The organism is uncultured Sphingobacterium sp. (assembly GCF_964277905.1).
Lineage (GTDB): Bacteria > Bacteroidota > Bacteroidia > Sphingobacteriales > Sphingobacteriaceae > Sphingobacterium > Sphingobacterium siyangense.
On sequence record NZ_CAXYKD010000032.1, the window covers coordinates 32,782 to 48,122 of the forward strand.

At 38.2% G+C, this 15,341-nt stretch carries 13 protein-coding genes; 3 read left to right on the top strand and 10 right to left on the bottom strand.

Annotation, left to right across the window (positions count from 1 at the left end):
- Positions 1–121 precede the first annotated feature (121 nt).
- The 8 genes from ACHWSC_RS14835 to ACHWSC_RS14870 all read right to left on the bottom strand — a co-directional run bounded on the left by ACHWSC_RS14835 (position 122) and on the right by ACHWSC_RS14870 (position 11,868).
- Positions 122–1,078, bottom strand: a complete 957-nt coding sequence (locus ACHWSC_RS14835) for a Fic family protein (protein WP_394677274.1) — start codon at positions 1,076–1,078, stop codon at positions 122–124.
- A 155-nt stretch (positions 1,079–1,233) separates the two neighbouring features.
- A complete protein-coding gene (locus tag ACHWSC_RS14840) occupies positions 1,234–6,078 on the bottom strand; it encodes a DNA repair ATPase (protein ID WP_394677275.1) in 4,845 nt (1,614 codons plus the stop codon).
- A 22-nt stretch (positions 6,079–6,100) separates the two neighbouring features.
- Entirely contained in the window at positions 6,101–7,531 is a 1,431-nt protein-coding gene (locus ACHWSC_RS14845) for a serine hydrolase domain-containing protein (RefSeq protein ID WP_394677276.1), read from the bottom strand.
- Between the two features lie 82 nt (positions 7,532–7,613).
- Positions 7,614–9,728 (bottom strand): flotillin family protein, encoded by a 2,115-nt coding sequence (locus ACHWSC_RS14850; protein WP_394677277.1) that lies wholly within the window; start codon positions 9,726–9,728, stop codon positions 7,614–7,616.
- A 120-nt stretch (positions 9,729–9,848) separates the two neighbouring features.
- On the bottom strand, positions 9,849–10,574 hold the full coding sequence (locus ACHWSC_RS14855) for a hypothetical protein (RefSeq protein WP_394677278.1): 726 nt from the start codon (positions 10,572–10,574) through the stop codon (positions 9,849–9,851).
- 11 nt (positions 10,575–10,585) lie between these two features.
- Positions 10,586–10,783 carry a DUF4177 domain-containing protein gene (locus tag ACHWSC_RS14860; protein WP_120333099.1) on the bottom strand — a complete coding sequence of 66 codons (198 nt, stop codon included), beginning with the start codon at positions 10,781–10,783 and terminating at the stop codon, positions 10,586–10,588.
- Positions 10,767–11,474, bottom strand: a complete 708-nt coding sequence (locus ACHWSC_RS14865) for a PspA/IM30 family protein (protein ID WP_120333100.1) — start codon at positions 11,472–11,474, stop codon at positions 10,767–10,769. Before ACHWSC_RS14865 ends, ACHWSC_RS14860 begins: the two co-directional genes overlap by 17 nt.
- A 4-nt stretch (positions 11,475–11,478) precedes the next feature.
- On the bottom strand, positions 11,479–11,868 hold the full coding sequence (locus ACHWSC_RS14870) for a YbjN domain-containing protein (protein WP_046674974.1): 390 nt from the start codon (positions 11,866–11,868) through the stop codon (positions 11,479–11,481).
- Between the two features lie 91 nt (positions 11,869–11,959).
- On the opposite strand from ACHWSC_RS14870, the gene ACHWSC_RS14875 reads away from it, so the two are divergent.
- The gene (locus ACHWSC_RS14875) at positions 11,960–12,619 is read left to right on the top strand and encodes a helix-turn-helix domain-containing protein (protein WP_394677279.1); all 660 of its coding nucleotides are present in this window, start codon (positions 11,960–11,962) and stop codon (positions 12,617–12,619) included.
- A gap of 655 nt (positions 12,620–13,274) precedes the next feature.
- On the top strand, positions 13,275–13,682 hold the full coding sequence (locus tag ACHWSC_RS14880) for a hypothetical protein (protein WP_394677280.1): 408 nt from the start codon (positions 13,275–13,277) through the stop codon (positions 13,680–13,682).
- A 53-nt stretch (positions 13,683–13,735) separates the two neighbouring features.
- Here ACHWSC_RS14880 and ACHWSC_RS14885 read toward each other — a convergent pair whose 3' ends face one another.
- Positions 13,736–14,131, bottom strand: coding sequence for a single-stranded DNA-binding protein (locus ACHWSC_RS14885; protein WP_394677281.1), 396 nt, complete (start codon positions 14,129–14,131; stop codon positions 13,736–13,738).
- A 174-nt stretch (positions 14,132–14,305) separates the two neighbouring features.
- Here ACHWSC_RS14885 and ACHWSC_RS14890 point away from each other — a divergent pair, with 174 nt between their 5' ends.
- Positions 14,306–14,671, top strand: coding sequence for a hypothetical protein (locus ACHWSC_RS14890; protein ID WP_075990850.1), 366 nt, complete (start codon positions 14,306–14,308; stop codon positions 14,669–14,671).
- Positions 14,672–14,702: 31 nt separating this feature from the next.
- Here the strand turns inward: ACHWSC_RS14890 and ACHWSC_RS14895 are convergent, their stop codons facing one another.
- Positions 14,703–15,293 (bottom strand): helix-turn-helix domain-containing protein, encoded by a 591-nt coding sequence (locus tag ACHWSC_RS14895; RefSeq protein ID WP_120333102.1) that lies wholly within the window; start codon positions 15,291–15,293, stop codon positions 14,703–14,705.
- Between the last annotated feature and the right edge of the window lie 48 nt (positions 15,294–15,341).

Sequence of the window (15,341 nt, forward strand, 5' to 3'; positions counted from 1 at the left end):
GAAACGAAATATCACACTAAATATCCTGAGGAGGGTGATCATATCATCAAATGTCAGCAAGAAGAACTAAATGTATAGCCGAATGTTAAATATAGATTTGCTGTTTTCATTATATAGTAAATTACTTGAATTGATATTCCGTCAATCGTTGCTCTCCAAACTTCTTTAAAATATTTTGTTCAACAGCCCATTTTAGATCCCTGCTTGCAGTGGGAGCGGAAATATTCTTAAAATTTTGTAGATAGTCTTTTCGATGAAATTTATTTTGACCGATTTTCTCTTTAAACAGACTTATTCTGTCTTCTAAACGAAGTGTTTTATTTTGAGCTTGTAAAAGTTCTTCTAAAGCGGTCAGAATAATCCCAAGCATGAACTCAATAAATGGTGTTGAGCTACCCTCTTTGTCAGACTCTGAGAGCTTTGCGTAATACGCATCTTGTTTTTGTTTGATTAGGCTCTCAATGGGTAAAAACTCAAAAACAGGATATTGCTGTATTAAAATCAATGTTTGCCATAATCTCCCCATTCTGCCGTTGCCGTCGATAAACGGATGTATAAATTCAAATTCATAATGGAATACACAACTTTTGATGAGAATTAAATCTGCGTCTTTTTTTAGATAAGCAAAAAGATCTTTCATCAAACCTTTAACCATTGTCCCACTTGGGGCAATATGTTTTACTTTTGAACCTTTTACAATACCCACATTCGTAGTTCTTAATTTTCCTGCATTATCGATCAACCCATTCATCAGGACAGAATGAGCCTTTTCTAAATTTTTTAATTCATAAGGATTAAAATCATTTAATTTGTCATAAACTTTTATAGCATTTTGTACCTCTAAAATATCCTTTTTGGGTGCAATAATTCTTTTATTTTCTAATAATGCGGTAATTTGTTCCTCAGTTAACGTGTTACCTTCGATTTCTAAAGACGATTGAATCGTTTTTATACGGTTCTTTTTTCGTAGCTCTGTGGTGGGTTTATATAAATGAGCAGCATTAATTTCTCCTATTCTTTCTGAAATAGAACTAATTAATTTTAAAGTTTCACTTGTAATAATATACGGTGGTTTCATTATGATGATACTATCATTTGATACTATCAAAGGTAATCATTAATTAACCTAAAAATAGCTAATGCTTAAAAAATATTTGACAGTAGTCGTATCAGAAATACTGCTATTCCAGCTGAATAGACAGGTAAAGTCCACTGGAATAGCAATGTTAAATATTAGTTCTTATAAGCACGAATGGCCTGTATGATACCCTCTAGATTTTCGTTAAAGTCCTGCATTTGTGCAAACACCTTATCATCTTTGGCCAAACCACCATGTTTATTGTTTTTGCGGAAGATTTGTTTGATGTGTTCCCAGCGCTCTTGTTCCACATTGTTTATCAATCCGGCGAGTTCTTTCAATTTTAGAAGATTACTTTCTGTATCGGCAGTAAGGGTTTGTGACTCGCTTTCATAATGTGCGAGGAGAACTTGATCGATTTCCTGATCGTTCATCATGGGCACGATCTGCGCAATGAGCTTGCTCATATTCCGGTAGGATCCTTGCATTTTGAACGGCGGTTCTGTTCGATAATTGTCCTGCATGGCTGCACTTTGAATATAATTTTGATTGACCTTGATGACAACATTTCTGATCTTTAATACATGTTTTAATACCGTTATAAAATCATCGATATCTTGCTTCAGGTAATTGCCTTCCAAATCGGGAAGTTGGTCTACCACCGATTGCGCGTAGTTCACTAAAGCATAAAAATCGTTGAAGGATTTGCTTGCTATTTTTTCAAGGTAGCTGTTTTCAATTGCCGCATTTTCGATCAAGCTTAGATTGAATAGTGCTTCGGTATCACCGATCACATCCCCTAGATTGTAGACATCGGCACGGTTGGCAAGCATATCTGGAATCTGAAATTTGGACCCGCTTTCTGTATAGGGGTTTCCAGCCATTACGATGCAGAATCTTTTCCCGCGCAAATCATATGTTTTACTCTCGCCTTCAAAAATACCGTCGATCTTACGTTGCCCGTCAGCCAATGAAATAAATTTCTGTAGGAACTCCGGATTCAAATGTTGGATATCATCGAGGTAGAGCATCACATTGTCGGCCATTTCAAAGGCAAGATTAATCTTCTTAAGTTCCTCACGTTCCCCGGAAGTTTTCGCCTCCACAGGATCAATTGAAGTAATGGAATGTCCAATTGTAGGTCCGTTGATTTTCACAAAATGTAATCCCATGGTTTTCGCGAGGTATTCCATTAATGTTGTTTTTCCGTAACCTGGAGGAGAAATGAGGAGAAGCATACCCATTCTGGCGGTACGTTTATTGTCGCCAGCTGCCCCAAGTTGTTTAGCCAGGTTATTTCCGATCAATGGAAAGTAAACCTCGTTGATCAACTTATTTCGGACAAAAGATGTTAAGACTTTTGGTTCAAATTCTCCGATTTTCAGCTCTTTGGCATATGTTTTTCCAAGCTGCTCCTTCAAAGAAGCGAATTCTTGAAAACGAGGGACATTCAATTCGGCAAATGTCTTCAATCTACTCAGAAATTGATGGTATTGAATCTGCTCTTCTCCATTGTTCAAGATCGGATGATTTCCCTTTAATCCCTGGATGAACGCATTGTCTTTGGCGATGATCAATTGGTATTCATCTTTTGGATAAAGGAGTGTGACTGCAGTTTCCTCAATGTACTTGTGGAAAGCTTGGTAATCACTGTTCTCGTCGATAAAAGAATTTAGCCAATTTAAAGTCAAATAGAAACGGTCTACGAGACTAAATTGTGTATGCTGAATATCTGCTTCAAAGAGTTTCAAACTCTTTTTGTTTTCCAATAGCCTGATGAAAGCCTTCTTCAGTTCATCCGATTGCTCACTGACGACAAACTTGCTGTAGCTTGTGAAAGTCTGGAAAAGATAGCTCGCGATCTCCTCTCCATTAATTTTCGAGCGATCCAAATGAGTGTCCCAATTGTTGAATAATTTTGTGAGTTCGTCAACGACAGATTGATAGCGTGTGGAATTTGGAAATGCTTTTAATACGGAGTGTGTAGACTGGATCAACGCTTTCTGTTTTTCCTGTTGGTCTTGCGCCAGTGAATGCCAAAACAACTGCGCCATAGCACGCAAATGAGCATCGTAACGTAAAAGATCAAGCTTGCTATCTAACTGTTTGATGGTATCATAGATTACCAGGGCATCAAAGTTATGCACTCCTTTGACATAACCTTCCGAATAACTTTGCTCGACAGTCTGATTGATAAACAGGTTGGCATCAAAATCGTGTTGTCCTTTGGAAGCAAGGAATGTTTTATAGGCGAGATATTCAGCTCGGTATACATCTTTGTTTTCGGAAATCAGTTCCTGATCCCAAATATCTCGAAAGTTTTCAATTTCGGAACCTTTGACTTTTTGATAGAAGCTCGTTCCGGTAAGATGGAAGTATATTTCGTCATTTTTGCGTACGAGCGTTAAACTGAGTGACTGACTATTGACGGCAAATTTATGCTTACCAAGCGCAATAATGTTCTCTCCATCTACAAAAAGATCATTCTTGTCACGTAAAACGCGTAATGCATCCTCTTGAGATTTTTTGAGTAGGTTTTCAAGATTTTCAGCTTTTGAAACATCACTGAGCGTTTTCAGTTCTTGCACAAGTTGTCTGATTTTGTCAATCATCAAATCTGAAGCAAAGAAACTTAGAATTTCCTCACGCGTTGCAAATGTCTTTGACTTGTTTTCGATATTCTTTAATACACGAAGGCCAATTTGTTCGAGTGAAGAGCTGCGTTTGTTGATCTGTTCAACGATTTGCTCTCTGCGGGAATTAAATGCTTTGATGATTTCATCGCGCTTATCTGCTATCTTCAGGGCGAAGTCCTCAAATTCTGAGAACTTACTTTCAAGTTCTTCCAGTTGAACAATGACCTTGGTATAATACTCGTCTACTTTTTCTGTTGTCGTAGAGAGTTCAAGGTAGTTGGTGACAGACTGCTCCAGTAGCGTAAGTTGGGCAGAAAATTCTGCAATGGCTTCCGTACTTTTTAATGAATTGAGTTTGCGTGTAAGCTGCGACCGGACTTCATTCAAGGAAGAGAAAATAACAGCTATCTTTTCGATGATTTTGGTGGTTTGGGTGGAGTCGTCGATTTTTAAACTGTTTAGAATATCGATCAACAGCTCCAGCTCGCTCGATATAGCCGAATTGGCTTCCTCGATCGCCTTGGCGTCATAGACTTTGATAATTGCAGCAACATTGTTTTTCTGTTGCTCCACTTTCTGCTCATAGGGGTGTAAAGCCTCGTCGCGAAGCAAGAAGGCAACTGTCTTTTCGGCGAGTTCGGTAGTGATTGACTGTAGTTTATCGAGTAAAGCATCGATGCGGACTACATCAATATATTTGACATTTTTGAGGTCAATGATTTCGCCCTGTAAACGACGTGAATCTGCCAGTTGATGAACAAGTTGATCAAGCTTTTCGACTACTGTACTATTGATGGAAAAGGTAAGCTCTTCCATTTTTTTCTCGGCACTGCTATTGAGCTCTGTGGCGTATTTACGTTGGGCTTGGACCTTAACAAATTCGTCAATTGCCGTATTGGCGACCTCTTTGATCTGTGCCAGTGGCTGCCCAAGATTTGACAAGGCTTCATCCTTTATCCAAAAATAAGAGTCAAGCAGAACCGTCGATTTTTTGAGTATATCCTCGTAAAGACCTTCATAACTGTCTTCTTTGTTGATGAGCTGTATGACTTCTTGTGCCTCGGCCATGGCTTGTACGATCTGTTTATTACCGACCTTATAAAGCGGATCGTCTTTTTTCAGCTCATTTTCTTTGAGTACGGCCATGTAAGGGGTTTCCCAAATCTGAACCTGATGATGCCTTGTTGCTTCAGCCTCTGTGTGAAAGTAAATTAAACTACCGTCTTTGAAAAGTGTGAAGCCATTGCAGATGATCGGAGTTTCGACATGCTGCTGAATGATGTTATAAGACAGTAAGATGTAGGTATTCGTTTCCTCCTGACAAAAGATATAGAGAAAGTCTTCGCCATTTGGTGATGCTATGCGTCTAAGGAAACTAACCTGGTCAAACTGGACGTCAAAGATTTTATGGGTGCCATTCTGCAGGTAGTATCCGTTAGAAAAAATGATTCCTTGACTATCGGGTAGTAGAATGGCTGATTCATTAAGTGATTTAAGGTTCACAACTTCTTTTGTCCGTTGGTTAAAGACAAATGCACGGAAATCTTCTTGATACGGTTTAATGCGTACGGCAATCAAATTGCCAAGGTCTGCATAGTAGTAATCCGCATCATCCAATTGTTGGTCGGCGTTTGACACTTTTTCGGAGAAAATTCCTTTCCCCGTATCGGTATTGTTTTCAATTTTGAAAGTAATATCGCCATTGATTGCTTCTATAAAGATCTTGTCCTTAATGGAAATGTGCGGGTGTTTTCCGAGGCGACGGTCTTCCAAGGTTGTTTTTGTCCAGTCAAACTCAAACTGATTAGGCAATTTAACCTCATGAATGCTGCGGTCGTCCTGATATTGGAGCGTTCCGTCTTTAATCAACCACTTGAATGCCTTCAGGTCAGCAGGATTTTTGCTGGTCTGAAAGATCATATAAAGATAGTTTTCCGTACGTCGAAACTTGGAAAAGATCGAGTCGCGGTAGTATTTATATAAATTTTGGTAATCGCCAATGAAATTAGGATCATTGATCAGATCGAGTGATTGTAGGATAAATTGATTGTTTTCGAACGTATATACACTGAAAACATCTTCGAGTTTAATTTCGGTACGTAACCCAAAATGGACGTTATAGCCGAATATACATAGATTATCCAGGGCTAAAATACCGCGAGCAACACAGTTATTTTCTGTGGTGATCCGTTGGTTGGCCTTGAGTATAAAACTTGTCGCATTAAAGACTTCCTTGCGGGCATTATTTAGTTGCTGGAGTTTGATAGAAAGCTCTTCTTTTTGTGTAAGAAGTCGCTTCCGAATAATCTCGTATGCACCTTGATCAAGGGAGTCGTTCTGATTTATTACGTTTTCTTCTGGCATAGGTTTCAGCTTGTTCTTTCGCTTATTTCACTTTATTGAATGTTAACTCTCGACCATTTTGATATAAGGTCAATGTTGACACCTCATCATTTTCTTTACTGAATTTCAGCACGGCCTGTACAGTAGTATAAAATAACTCTAGATTATTCTTGGGATAGACTTCAATAGCTGCTTGTCCCGATAATTGGGCAAATAGATTACCACTATCATCTGCTGTAATTTTTAAATTCAAATCAGGCTGTTTCGTATACTTATATGTTCCCAATAGCTGTTTTACCTGGGACTCAACGAGCGTGATAGCACCTGTAAGTTTCTCTCGCTCAATAGCAGGTGTTTTTCTTTTTTTGAGAATTGCGTCTATCGCAAATGTCAAAGGAAGTATATCAATAGTATTCCATTTGTTCATCAGTACTATGATACATTTTTGATGTGCGAACTCACGGACAATAATGTTTTTATATCCTGAATACTCACCATCATGAAAATGCATTTTATCTTTATTATCTGTACTGTCTTTGAAAACCCATCCAAATCCATAATACCAGTCTCCTTTCTGAATAAGCTTGCGATTATTGAGTCTATCAGCAGAGATTGCTCTTAAAAAATTGTTCTGCTTTAGTAATATGTTATTTTGAATAGCCTGATTCCATTTGAATAAATCTTGGGCTGTACTGCTTATTCCATAGGAGCCGCTTACGGCATCAAAATACTTCGCATACTTGTATATAGCAATGTCATCGACGTTTTTGAAACTATTTGTCTTTACATCAAAGGCCATTCCATGTGCATAATTTCTAAGATCCGCATTTGGTGAACGAGCCGAAAATACTGTCGTATTATTCATTCCAACAGGTTTGAATATATGCTGATGCATATATTTTTCAAACGATTGTCCAGATACTTTTTCCACAATCAAGGCCAAGAGCGTATAGTTTGTATTCGTATAAAAATGTTGATCTCCAGCTTTAAACGAAGTACTGTCTAGTTTGGTTTCAATTATTTTTAGAATATCGTTGTTGGTATTTATTTTTTTTGTGTCAACCCATTGCGGATCCCATCCTAAGAAATCGGATATTCCTGAAGTATGGCGCAACAAATTTTTGACGCGAACATTTTTAAACTTTAAACGAGGGAAATATTTGGTAATATCGTCTTCGTAGGAGAGTTTGCCCTGTTCTTCCAGCTGCATAATGGCCATTGCCGTAAACTGTTTACTGACAGAAGCTAACTCAAATCGGCTATTGCTCGTTATTCTTTTTGTTTTGGAAGCATCCTGAAAACCTAAATATTTTTCAAAAACAACTTTACCACTGTCGGCCACTAAGAATGCTCCACTGAGTTCACCGTCTTGATTGAGCGATTGGAACAATGAATCTAATCTTTGCTGAACGGTCTGCGCTGTTACAACTAATGTATTTAAGAATATAAAAACAGAAAATAGGATAAAACGCATCTTACGTCTGGTCTAAATTTTTAAAAATATCTTGAGCCTGTTAAGATTCTACTCTTTGTTAGGCTCAAGATAATGACGGTGTTTAAAGTTTCTTGTTGGAAATTCCTAGGTTCTTCGCCAATCCGAACAAAGAATTGATAAAGCTAGTATCTTCACCATTTTCGGCGTCAGTTGCCGCTTGTTGAAGTTTAATCAGTGCTGCAGAAACGGTGAGGTTCTTGATGTCATTTGTAGAAATTCCATATTTATCGGCTAATCCGCGGACCTTCTCTGCGAGGTCTCCTTGTCCATCTGGGCCTATAAGTGAATTCTTGATAGCTGTGGCATGTTTAGAGTTGTCAATCAAGTGATCAAAACCTTTGGAATTGGAAACTTGACGGACGATATTCTCAAAGAACATGGTTTCGCCACCGACGATATCTATTTTTGCCGTTTTAAGTGCTTCTGACAATACGCCAGCTTGTGCTTGAGCAATGTCTTTTTGGATATTGATGTGAGCGAGTTCAATATCACGTTCTTTTTGCAATTGCAATTTGAATTCTTCGTGATCTCTGCCCACACCATCCAATTTCTTCATCGCCTCAGCTTTCTCTTCGATACCTTTTGCTTCAGCAAGCGCTTTCTCACGAACAACTTCCGCTTGTGCTAAGCCCTCTTTACGCATTGCTTCCGCTTTCTTCTCGATCACATTAGCTTCAACGGTACCTTGTTTTTCTTCGGCTTCGGCTTTTGCAACCATTACTTCAGCTTCGGATAAGCCAAGCGCGGCTTCTTCTTTAGCTTGTGCTTCAGCAATAATCTTACGACTTTCGGCTTCCTTCAGCGATGCTTCTTTTTTCGCTTCAGCATCTATCAATAATTCCTGAGCACGTTTTTCGGCAATTTTACGAGCGGCCTCTGCATCGATTACTTTTTTCTCCGCTTCCTGCTCTGCTGCAATTTTTGCAGCTTCGGCCGCCTTAACAGTGGATATTAATTTTTCTTCTGCTTCTTGTGATGCCGCGATAACACCCGCTTGTTTTTTACGTTCTACTTCACGGAATACTTCGATGTCTCGGACGCCTTGTTGCTCTTCAATAACACCTTTCTCCAATTGTACGCGTTCCTTGATAACACCTTGGATACTTTTCTTCTCCGTCTCGATAGAGCGTTCTTTGTCGATTTGAGCTAAAGTAACAATGCGCTCACGTTCAGTTTGTTCCAAAGCACGGTCTTTCTCTACGCGTTCTGCTTCCACTGCGTCCGTGCGCTGTTTGTTTTTCTCAGCAATGATAATCTGACGCAGCTTATTTTCTTCCTGTACTGCCAGTTGCTCTTCGGTAGAAATCCGGACACTTTCGTACTTGAGACGTTCTTCTTCACGGACCTTTGCTATTTCTGCTTCTTCGCGTGCTCTGATGTTATCAATTTCCCGTTTTTGTTTTTCTTCTTTTTCAGCAAGTTGACGATCAAGTTCCAAAATCGCTTCACGAGCTTCCACGTTTTGCTTTCTGATCAACTTCTCTTCGTCACGACGGATAAAATTGGCATTGATATTTTGCTTGGCCGTTAGCTCCGTTATTTTTTTAATGCCTTCACTGTCTAAGATATTGTTTGGATTGAGATGCTCAATATCTGTCTGCTCAAGATAGTCGATTGCACAGTCATCTAGAATATAACCGTTCAGGTCAGTTCCGATGATATCCAAAATTTCGTCGCGAAATTCCCGACGGGCTTCATACAATTCGATGAAATCAAATTTCTTACCGACTGTTTTTAGGGCCTCGGAGAATTTAGATTCAAAAATGCTTTTTAATGTTTCCGGCTCACTTGCACGATCACAACCTAAATTTTGGGCAACATTGATCACATCATCCACACTTTTATTGACGCGAACGAAGAAAGCAACTTTGATATCTGCACGAATGTTGTCCTTGCAGATCAAACCTTCACCTTGCATACGGGCAATCTCAATTTTTTTGATTGAGATGTCCATGATCTCCATCTTGTGAAATACAGGTACAACATACATTCCTTTGTTGAATGCTACTTTTGTACCGCCAACACCAGTCCGGACAATTGCTTTCCCTTGTGGAATTTTCTTATAGAAAGCACTCAATACAACAAAGAATGCAAAAATTAAAAAGACAGCCAATCCGACAATTAAAAGTATAATTCCGTTTAAGCCACTTAAAAATAAAAGAGGTTGATATAGCATATGATTTGTATTTATTTAGATTTTAATAGTTGGGTTTACGATTAGGATTTAAAAGAATAAAGATCCGTTCTTTTTGGACAGTTGTTTAGGTGTCGATGCTTTTCTTTTATTCTTTTTTCATTAAATATTGTCTATCGTGATTTCTTTGGTCACATAATAATATTTCTTGTCCTTGGATTCGTCAACAATAATGACATCGTCTCCGTAGCCTATTTTCTCCCCATTGTGGCTGACAACATTGAGGCGAATAGGATCCTGTTGGATGATAAATTCGGCAGAACCTATTTTCTTGCCTTCAATACTGGCTCTCATTTTACCCATGCGACCAAGAAAATCGTGACTTTCTTCGCCATTGTAACCTATAGTTTTAAACATTTTAGCTAAGGGTTTGGTCAGAAAATGCATTAATATAAATGTAACAATGAAAACGGGGATTAGGATTAATACAGACTTTATTCCCCATGAAGCAACGTCGATAAAGAGCGAAGAAACAATGGTAATTATCCAGCCTATAAATTTGAATAGTGTTACAATAAGCATGATGGGTACTTTGCCAACATTGATGTAATCCATTGCTTTTGCAAAGAAACCAGGATCTGTATTAGCGTCCGTATCCGTATGATGATGGTGAGTATGGTCGCCCCCTTCAGTTGCGATATCATGTGATCCATCAACGTCCGTAACATCAGGTGTGGGATGGAGGTCTATATCTGCATCGGCATCAAAGAGATGTACTCCATCACCCATCAGAAACATAAATAACCAATACACTACAGACATGCCAGTTAAGACTGTCATAATTCCATTGGATAATGGATTGAATAAGATATTGATTAGTTCTGTCATCGTGTTATTGTTTAAATTTTCTCCCTTTTGAATGTGTAATGGAACGACCAGGAATTGCCATTGACCTCAAGGTCCTGCATGGTTACCAATTCCCAGCCTTGATTTCCAAGATCATTTAAGATTTCATCAATTTTTTCGGAGTCCAACTTTGTTCCCCAGAAACCCTTAGGTTCAATTTTTAGCGTTTTATACTCAAATCTTTTCATCATTATTTAATTTTCTTTTTAGTTCTTCTAATTCGTTGTTGACGGCTTCAGAACCGCCGATGGTCTCGTTAATCTCATCAACTTTACTTTTGTTGCCTAGCGCAATCTCACCATAGGCCTTCGCTAGGGCCTCGTCTTCCTCGACTTTCTCTTTCATACGTTCTAACATGGAAATCGTACTATTTGAATCGATATTAGCGAGCTGCCGATTGACCATTTTAGCTGCGTTAGAGACCTTCACACGTGCCTTTAATGTGGAGAGTTCACCTTCCCATTTCGATATATTGAATTTGAGAATGTCTACATTTTTGTGCAGCTCATCGGCTGAACTTTGATGAATCACAGCTTGTTTCTCCAGTTCACTAGCTTCGATTAATAACTGTTTTTTCAACAACAGCGCTTCCTTTGCCAGACCTTCGGCCTTTTCTGCCGTTAGCTCTCCTTTTTGTGCCTTTTGGAGTAATAGAATAGCTTTGTTCTCAAATTCATTGGCTTCTTCTTTTTTCTTTTCACAATTGTTTTGGGTACGTATGGCTAAGGCCTTCACTTTAGCATAGGCTTCCAACGATTGTTCCAGGTCCTCTTTCATCTCACGGATACCCTGTTCCGTCATTTTGATGGGGTCTTCCATTTTGTCCACGACTGCGTGGATCTCTGCTTGACCGATTCTGAAAATTCTCTTAAAAATATTCATTATTCTATAATTTTGAAAAACTTATTAACTGATTATAATATTCACTCATCAACAGACTCAGCGAGTTGATGGCTGCATCAAATTCGTTCTGGTCGAGATTATGTATTTGTAATGTATACCGAAATATAACTTTGGTACCATCTTCCGTTAACGCAAATCCGCCGTGGATAATATCTCTATTTTTTATCAATAATGATTTGAACATATCCATGGTGTCATTGCTGATTGTAAAAAGGTATTGCTCAAAAATCAGGATGGGTTGGGCAATGCCTACAATGAGGTTACGAATTCCGTCGTCTTCATTTTCGATGACAAAGATTCCTTCTTTTGTATCCTTATGGGTAATGGTGTAACCGATGTTGGCGATATAATTTTCAATTTTTGAGAAGTACATAATCAAGTTTTTTATATATTGCACATATTCTTTGCATAAAGGTAATAAAAATGCAAAAATATTTTGCAATAAAAATTCAATTTTTTTTAAAATGAGTAACGTAGGGAACAATATTAAGAAATTAAGAAAAGTGAAAGGAATGAGCCAACAGGCATTTGGGGATGTTTTTAATCTTACTAGAGGTAATATTTCGTCTTACGAAGAAATGCGTGCGGAGCCAAAAATTGAGATTGTTCTTAAGATTGCAAATTATTTTGGCATTCCTGTGCAGCATCTTATTGAAAAAAATCTATCTGTCAATGAAATTCTTAATTTCAATGATTATTTTGAGCCAAATGTTTCTATTATTGGACGTAAAAGATTGTTGCAAATCCCGCTGCTGGAACGGGATGCTATTTTTGAAGCGAGTACTCATTTTTCGAAATTAGATGAGCTTCCAATAATTGAATTTCCTTTGCAAAGTAGGAACCGTCTCATTGCAATCGAATATGCTGACGCTATTCCGGTACCGAGCGATTTTTTGGCTAGCCCTCAATCCATTTTGTTTTTTGAAGAAGTTGATGTTCAGAGCTTACATACTTTGGATAAGGCCTTTGGTTTGTATTTTTCCGCGGAAGAGTTCTTTATTGGAAAATACAGTTTGCAGGAAAAAGAGATTAGTTTAGCCTTAAATGTCTGGAAGAAGGTTGATTTCACTTTGGGAGAGAAGGCATATTTCTGGAAATTGTATGCCAAGTTTGAGCGAATCTAATTGCGTGGAACTTTTCCCTGCTGTTTATTTGGTACCGCCGGTATCGAGCGTATTTACATATTGTTACCATATTCTAGGTTAATGGTGTTATTGTACTATACTTACCGGGGGTTAACAAGGGGTTTGCAGGGATTTACCCCTGCTATACCCCTGTTAACCCCCTGTTAACCCCTTGTAATACCCCTGCTAAAAGCGGCTTTGAAATTGATCTGATGCTGACTGTCCAGCAAGAAAAGAAGACTACTAAATCAGGTCTGCAGATGTGAATGCTCACAAAAAATTTTGTGAAGTCGGGCATTGTAATTAAATTAGTTCGATAATGAAGTAAAACTTTTGCGCTGTTGATTCACGTCTTTGGTTCATGAGAGCTTATTCTAAGCTGTGATCTCACAATAAAAATGGAAATTTGTGCAGGATCCGATCCAAGATCAGGAGCCAACACCTGGATAGTACGATAATGTATCATCAATAGCGAGTTGGTTTTTATTGGTAAGAATAAATCTCAAGGATGGTAATGTTATAAATCGGTAATGTTATAAGTAAGATAGATAATGATGAACTTGTCGATCCACTAAAAGTAGTGTGATTTATTTAGTTTCAGTACAACATGCATAAACGGCTAAATTACCATGGATAAAAAACTAAATTTAAATAGATGAAGAAAGTAACCTTATTAGCATTAATTGCTGGATTTTTTGTTATTTCCTGTAATAATTCCACGACTAAAAAAGTCGAAGTAAAAGATACGACTGCCGCTATTGAGATAAAAAAAGATACGGCCAAAACGCTGTTGGAAAATAGAGGTGGCGAAGTGCCAATACCTAAATTTAGTTCTGTTGAGACACAAAAATTGGCGAAGGATTACACAAAATATATTAAGGAATTTATCGCTGTTGCTAAAAGTGGCGATGTTGTTAAGCTTAAGGAGCTTGCGTCCAAGCGACAGGAATGGGCGACCAAAGAAACTGAAGCTGTTTCTAAGTTTACACCGGAAGATGCCAAATTATGGAAGGATTATGCTGAGAATCTAGGAAGAGAGTTGACAGCAAGCCTAACAAAATAAGTTAGGAACAATCGACGAGGTAGAGGCTTGAAAAATCTACCTCGTCGACCCTACTAGAAGGGGAGGTCATCTTCAGTTTCATCCGGAAGTGTTGGGCTGTCTTCTTTGGCACCGTTTGACTCTGATAAAACCAAGAAATTATCTACTTTAATTTCTGTGACATATTGTTTTACCCCATCTGCATTCTCATAATTACGATAGGTGAGTTTGCCCTCAACCATGAGTTTGGTCCCACGTTGGCATTTCTTTTCAATGGTATTGTTTTGATTACCCCAAACCACGAGTGTATGCCATTGAACTTCTTCAACCCACTCGCCAGCTTTGTTCTTGAAGAGATCATTGGTGGCGAGACGTAATACGGAATAATTTGTGCCGGTGGAAGTTGTTTTGATTAATGGGTCGTTTCCTAAATGACCAACCAATTGTACTTTGTTGCGTAATGTGCTCATGCGTCTAATTTTTAAATGTTTTTAATAATTCTTATTTTAGTTGACGGTCATTGGCTATTGATACCAAATGATCTTAAGCAAAGGTGGGGCGGGGAAAAGACTATAGTCGTCTATTTACCATTTGTATTCGATTATAGTCGATTGTAACCGTTTGTTGTCGTTTAATCTTCTGTTATGAGTTCTGTCGAGAAAGTCTGCCTTGAATGTGGCAAGGGTATATATGGTCGTTCTGACAAGCGATTTTGTGATGATGCTTGCCGGAACGCCTATAACAATAAATTAAATAGCGACCAGACCAATATGGTGCGCAATGTGAATAATATCCTACGAAAAAACCGCCGTATTTTATTGGAAGCGTTGAGTGGGGAGGGTATGGTCAAGATACAGCGGGAAAAGTTAAAGCGGTTGGGATTTGATTTTAAGTTCCATACACATACTTTTTCCAATAACAAGGGACAGACCTATAACTTTATTTATGAAACAGGCTATCTGTTGCTGGAGAATGATTGGGTATTGATCGTTCAAAAGAAACCGCTATGATTTTGAATGCAATAAATTCATTTGTATTGGTTTAGTTTGCAGCACTGAGCTTGGCCTTCCTTATTGTGATATAATTAAAAATAGTGAAGGTAAGAATCAATATGTAGTAGCATACTGGGATGAGTAAAAAATAGGCGCTATTGAATATATCGCTTAAAAAAGGCGGTAGTGAAATCTTAAAAAAATCTGCAATAATAATATAGCCTATGAAACTTCCGAGAAAAAATAGTCCAACAGCATGTATTACAATTATTTTTTTTAGGTGCTTACTGTATAAGGCGTCTTTATTTTGCTTCGTATAGCCCATAATCGCTGGGACCAATAATCCTAATAATGGATTGACCAAAAAGGTGAGCGATGCTAAATATAGCGCTTTAATACTTCCTGTTTGATTGTTGTCGATACTGATTTGATTTACATTTGGCATAATGAGTTGTTCTAAAGGTATTTCTAAGATTTGACTGATCTGTTTGAGACTAAATCCGCTGATTTCTTCAGTGCCTTTTTCGATGCGTTGCACTGTTCTTAGCGATACACCCGCCTGATCGGCGAGTTCCTGCTGCGTTAGTCCCTTACGTTTTCTTGATAGTTTGATTAATTGATTAGCTGATTGACTTTCCATAGTCTAAAGATGGGAAAATAGTCATTGAATTTCAGCAAAATTGATGCG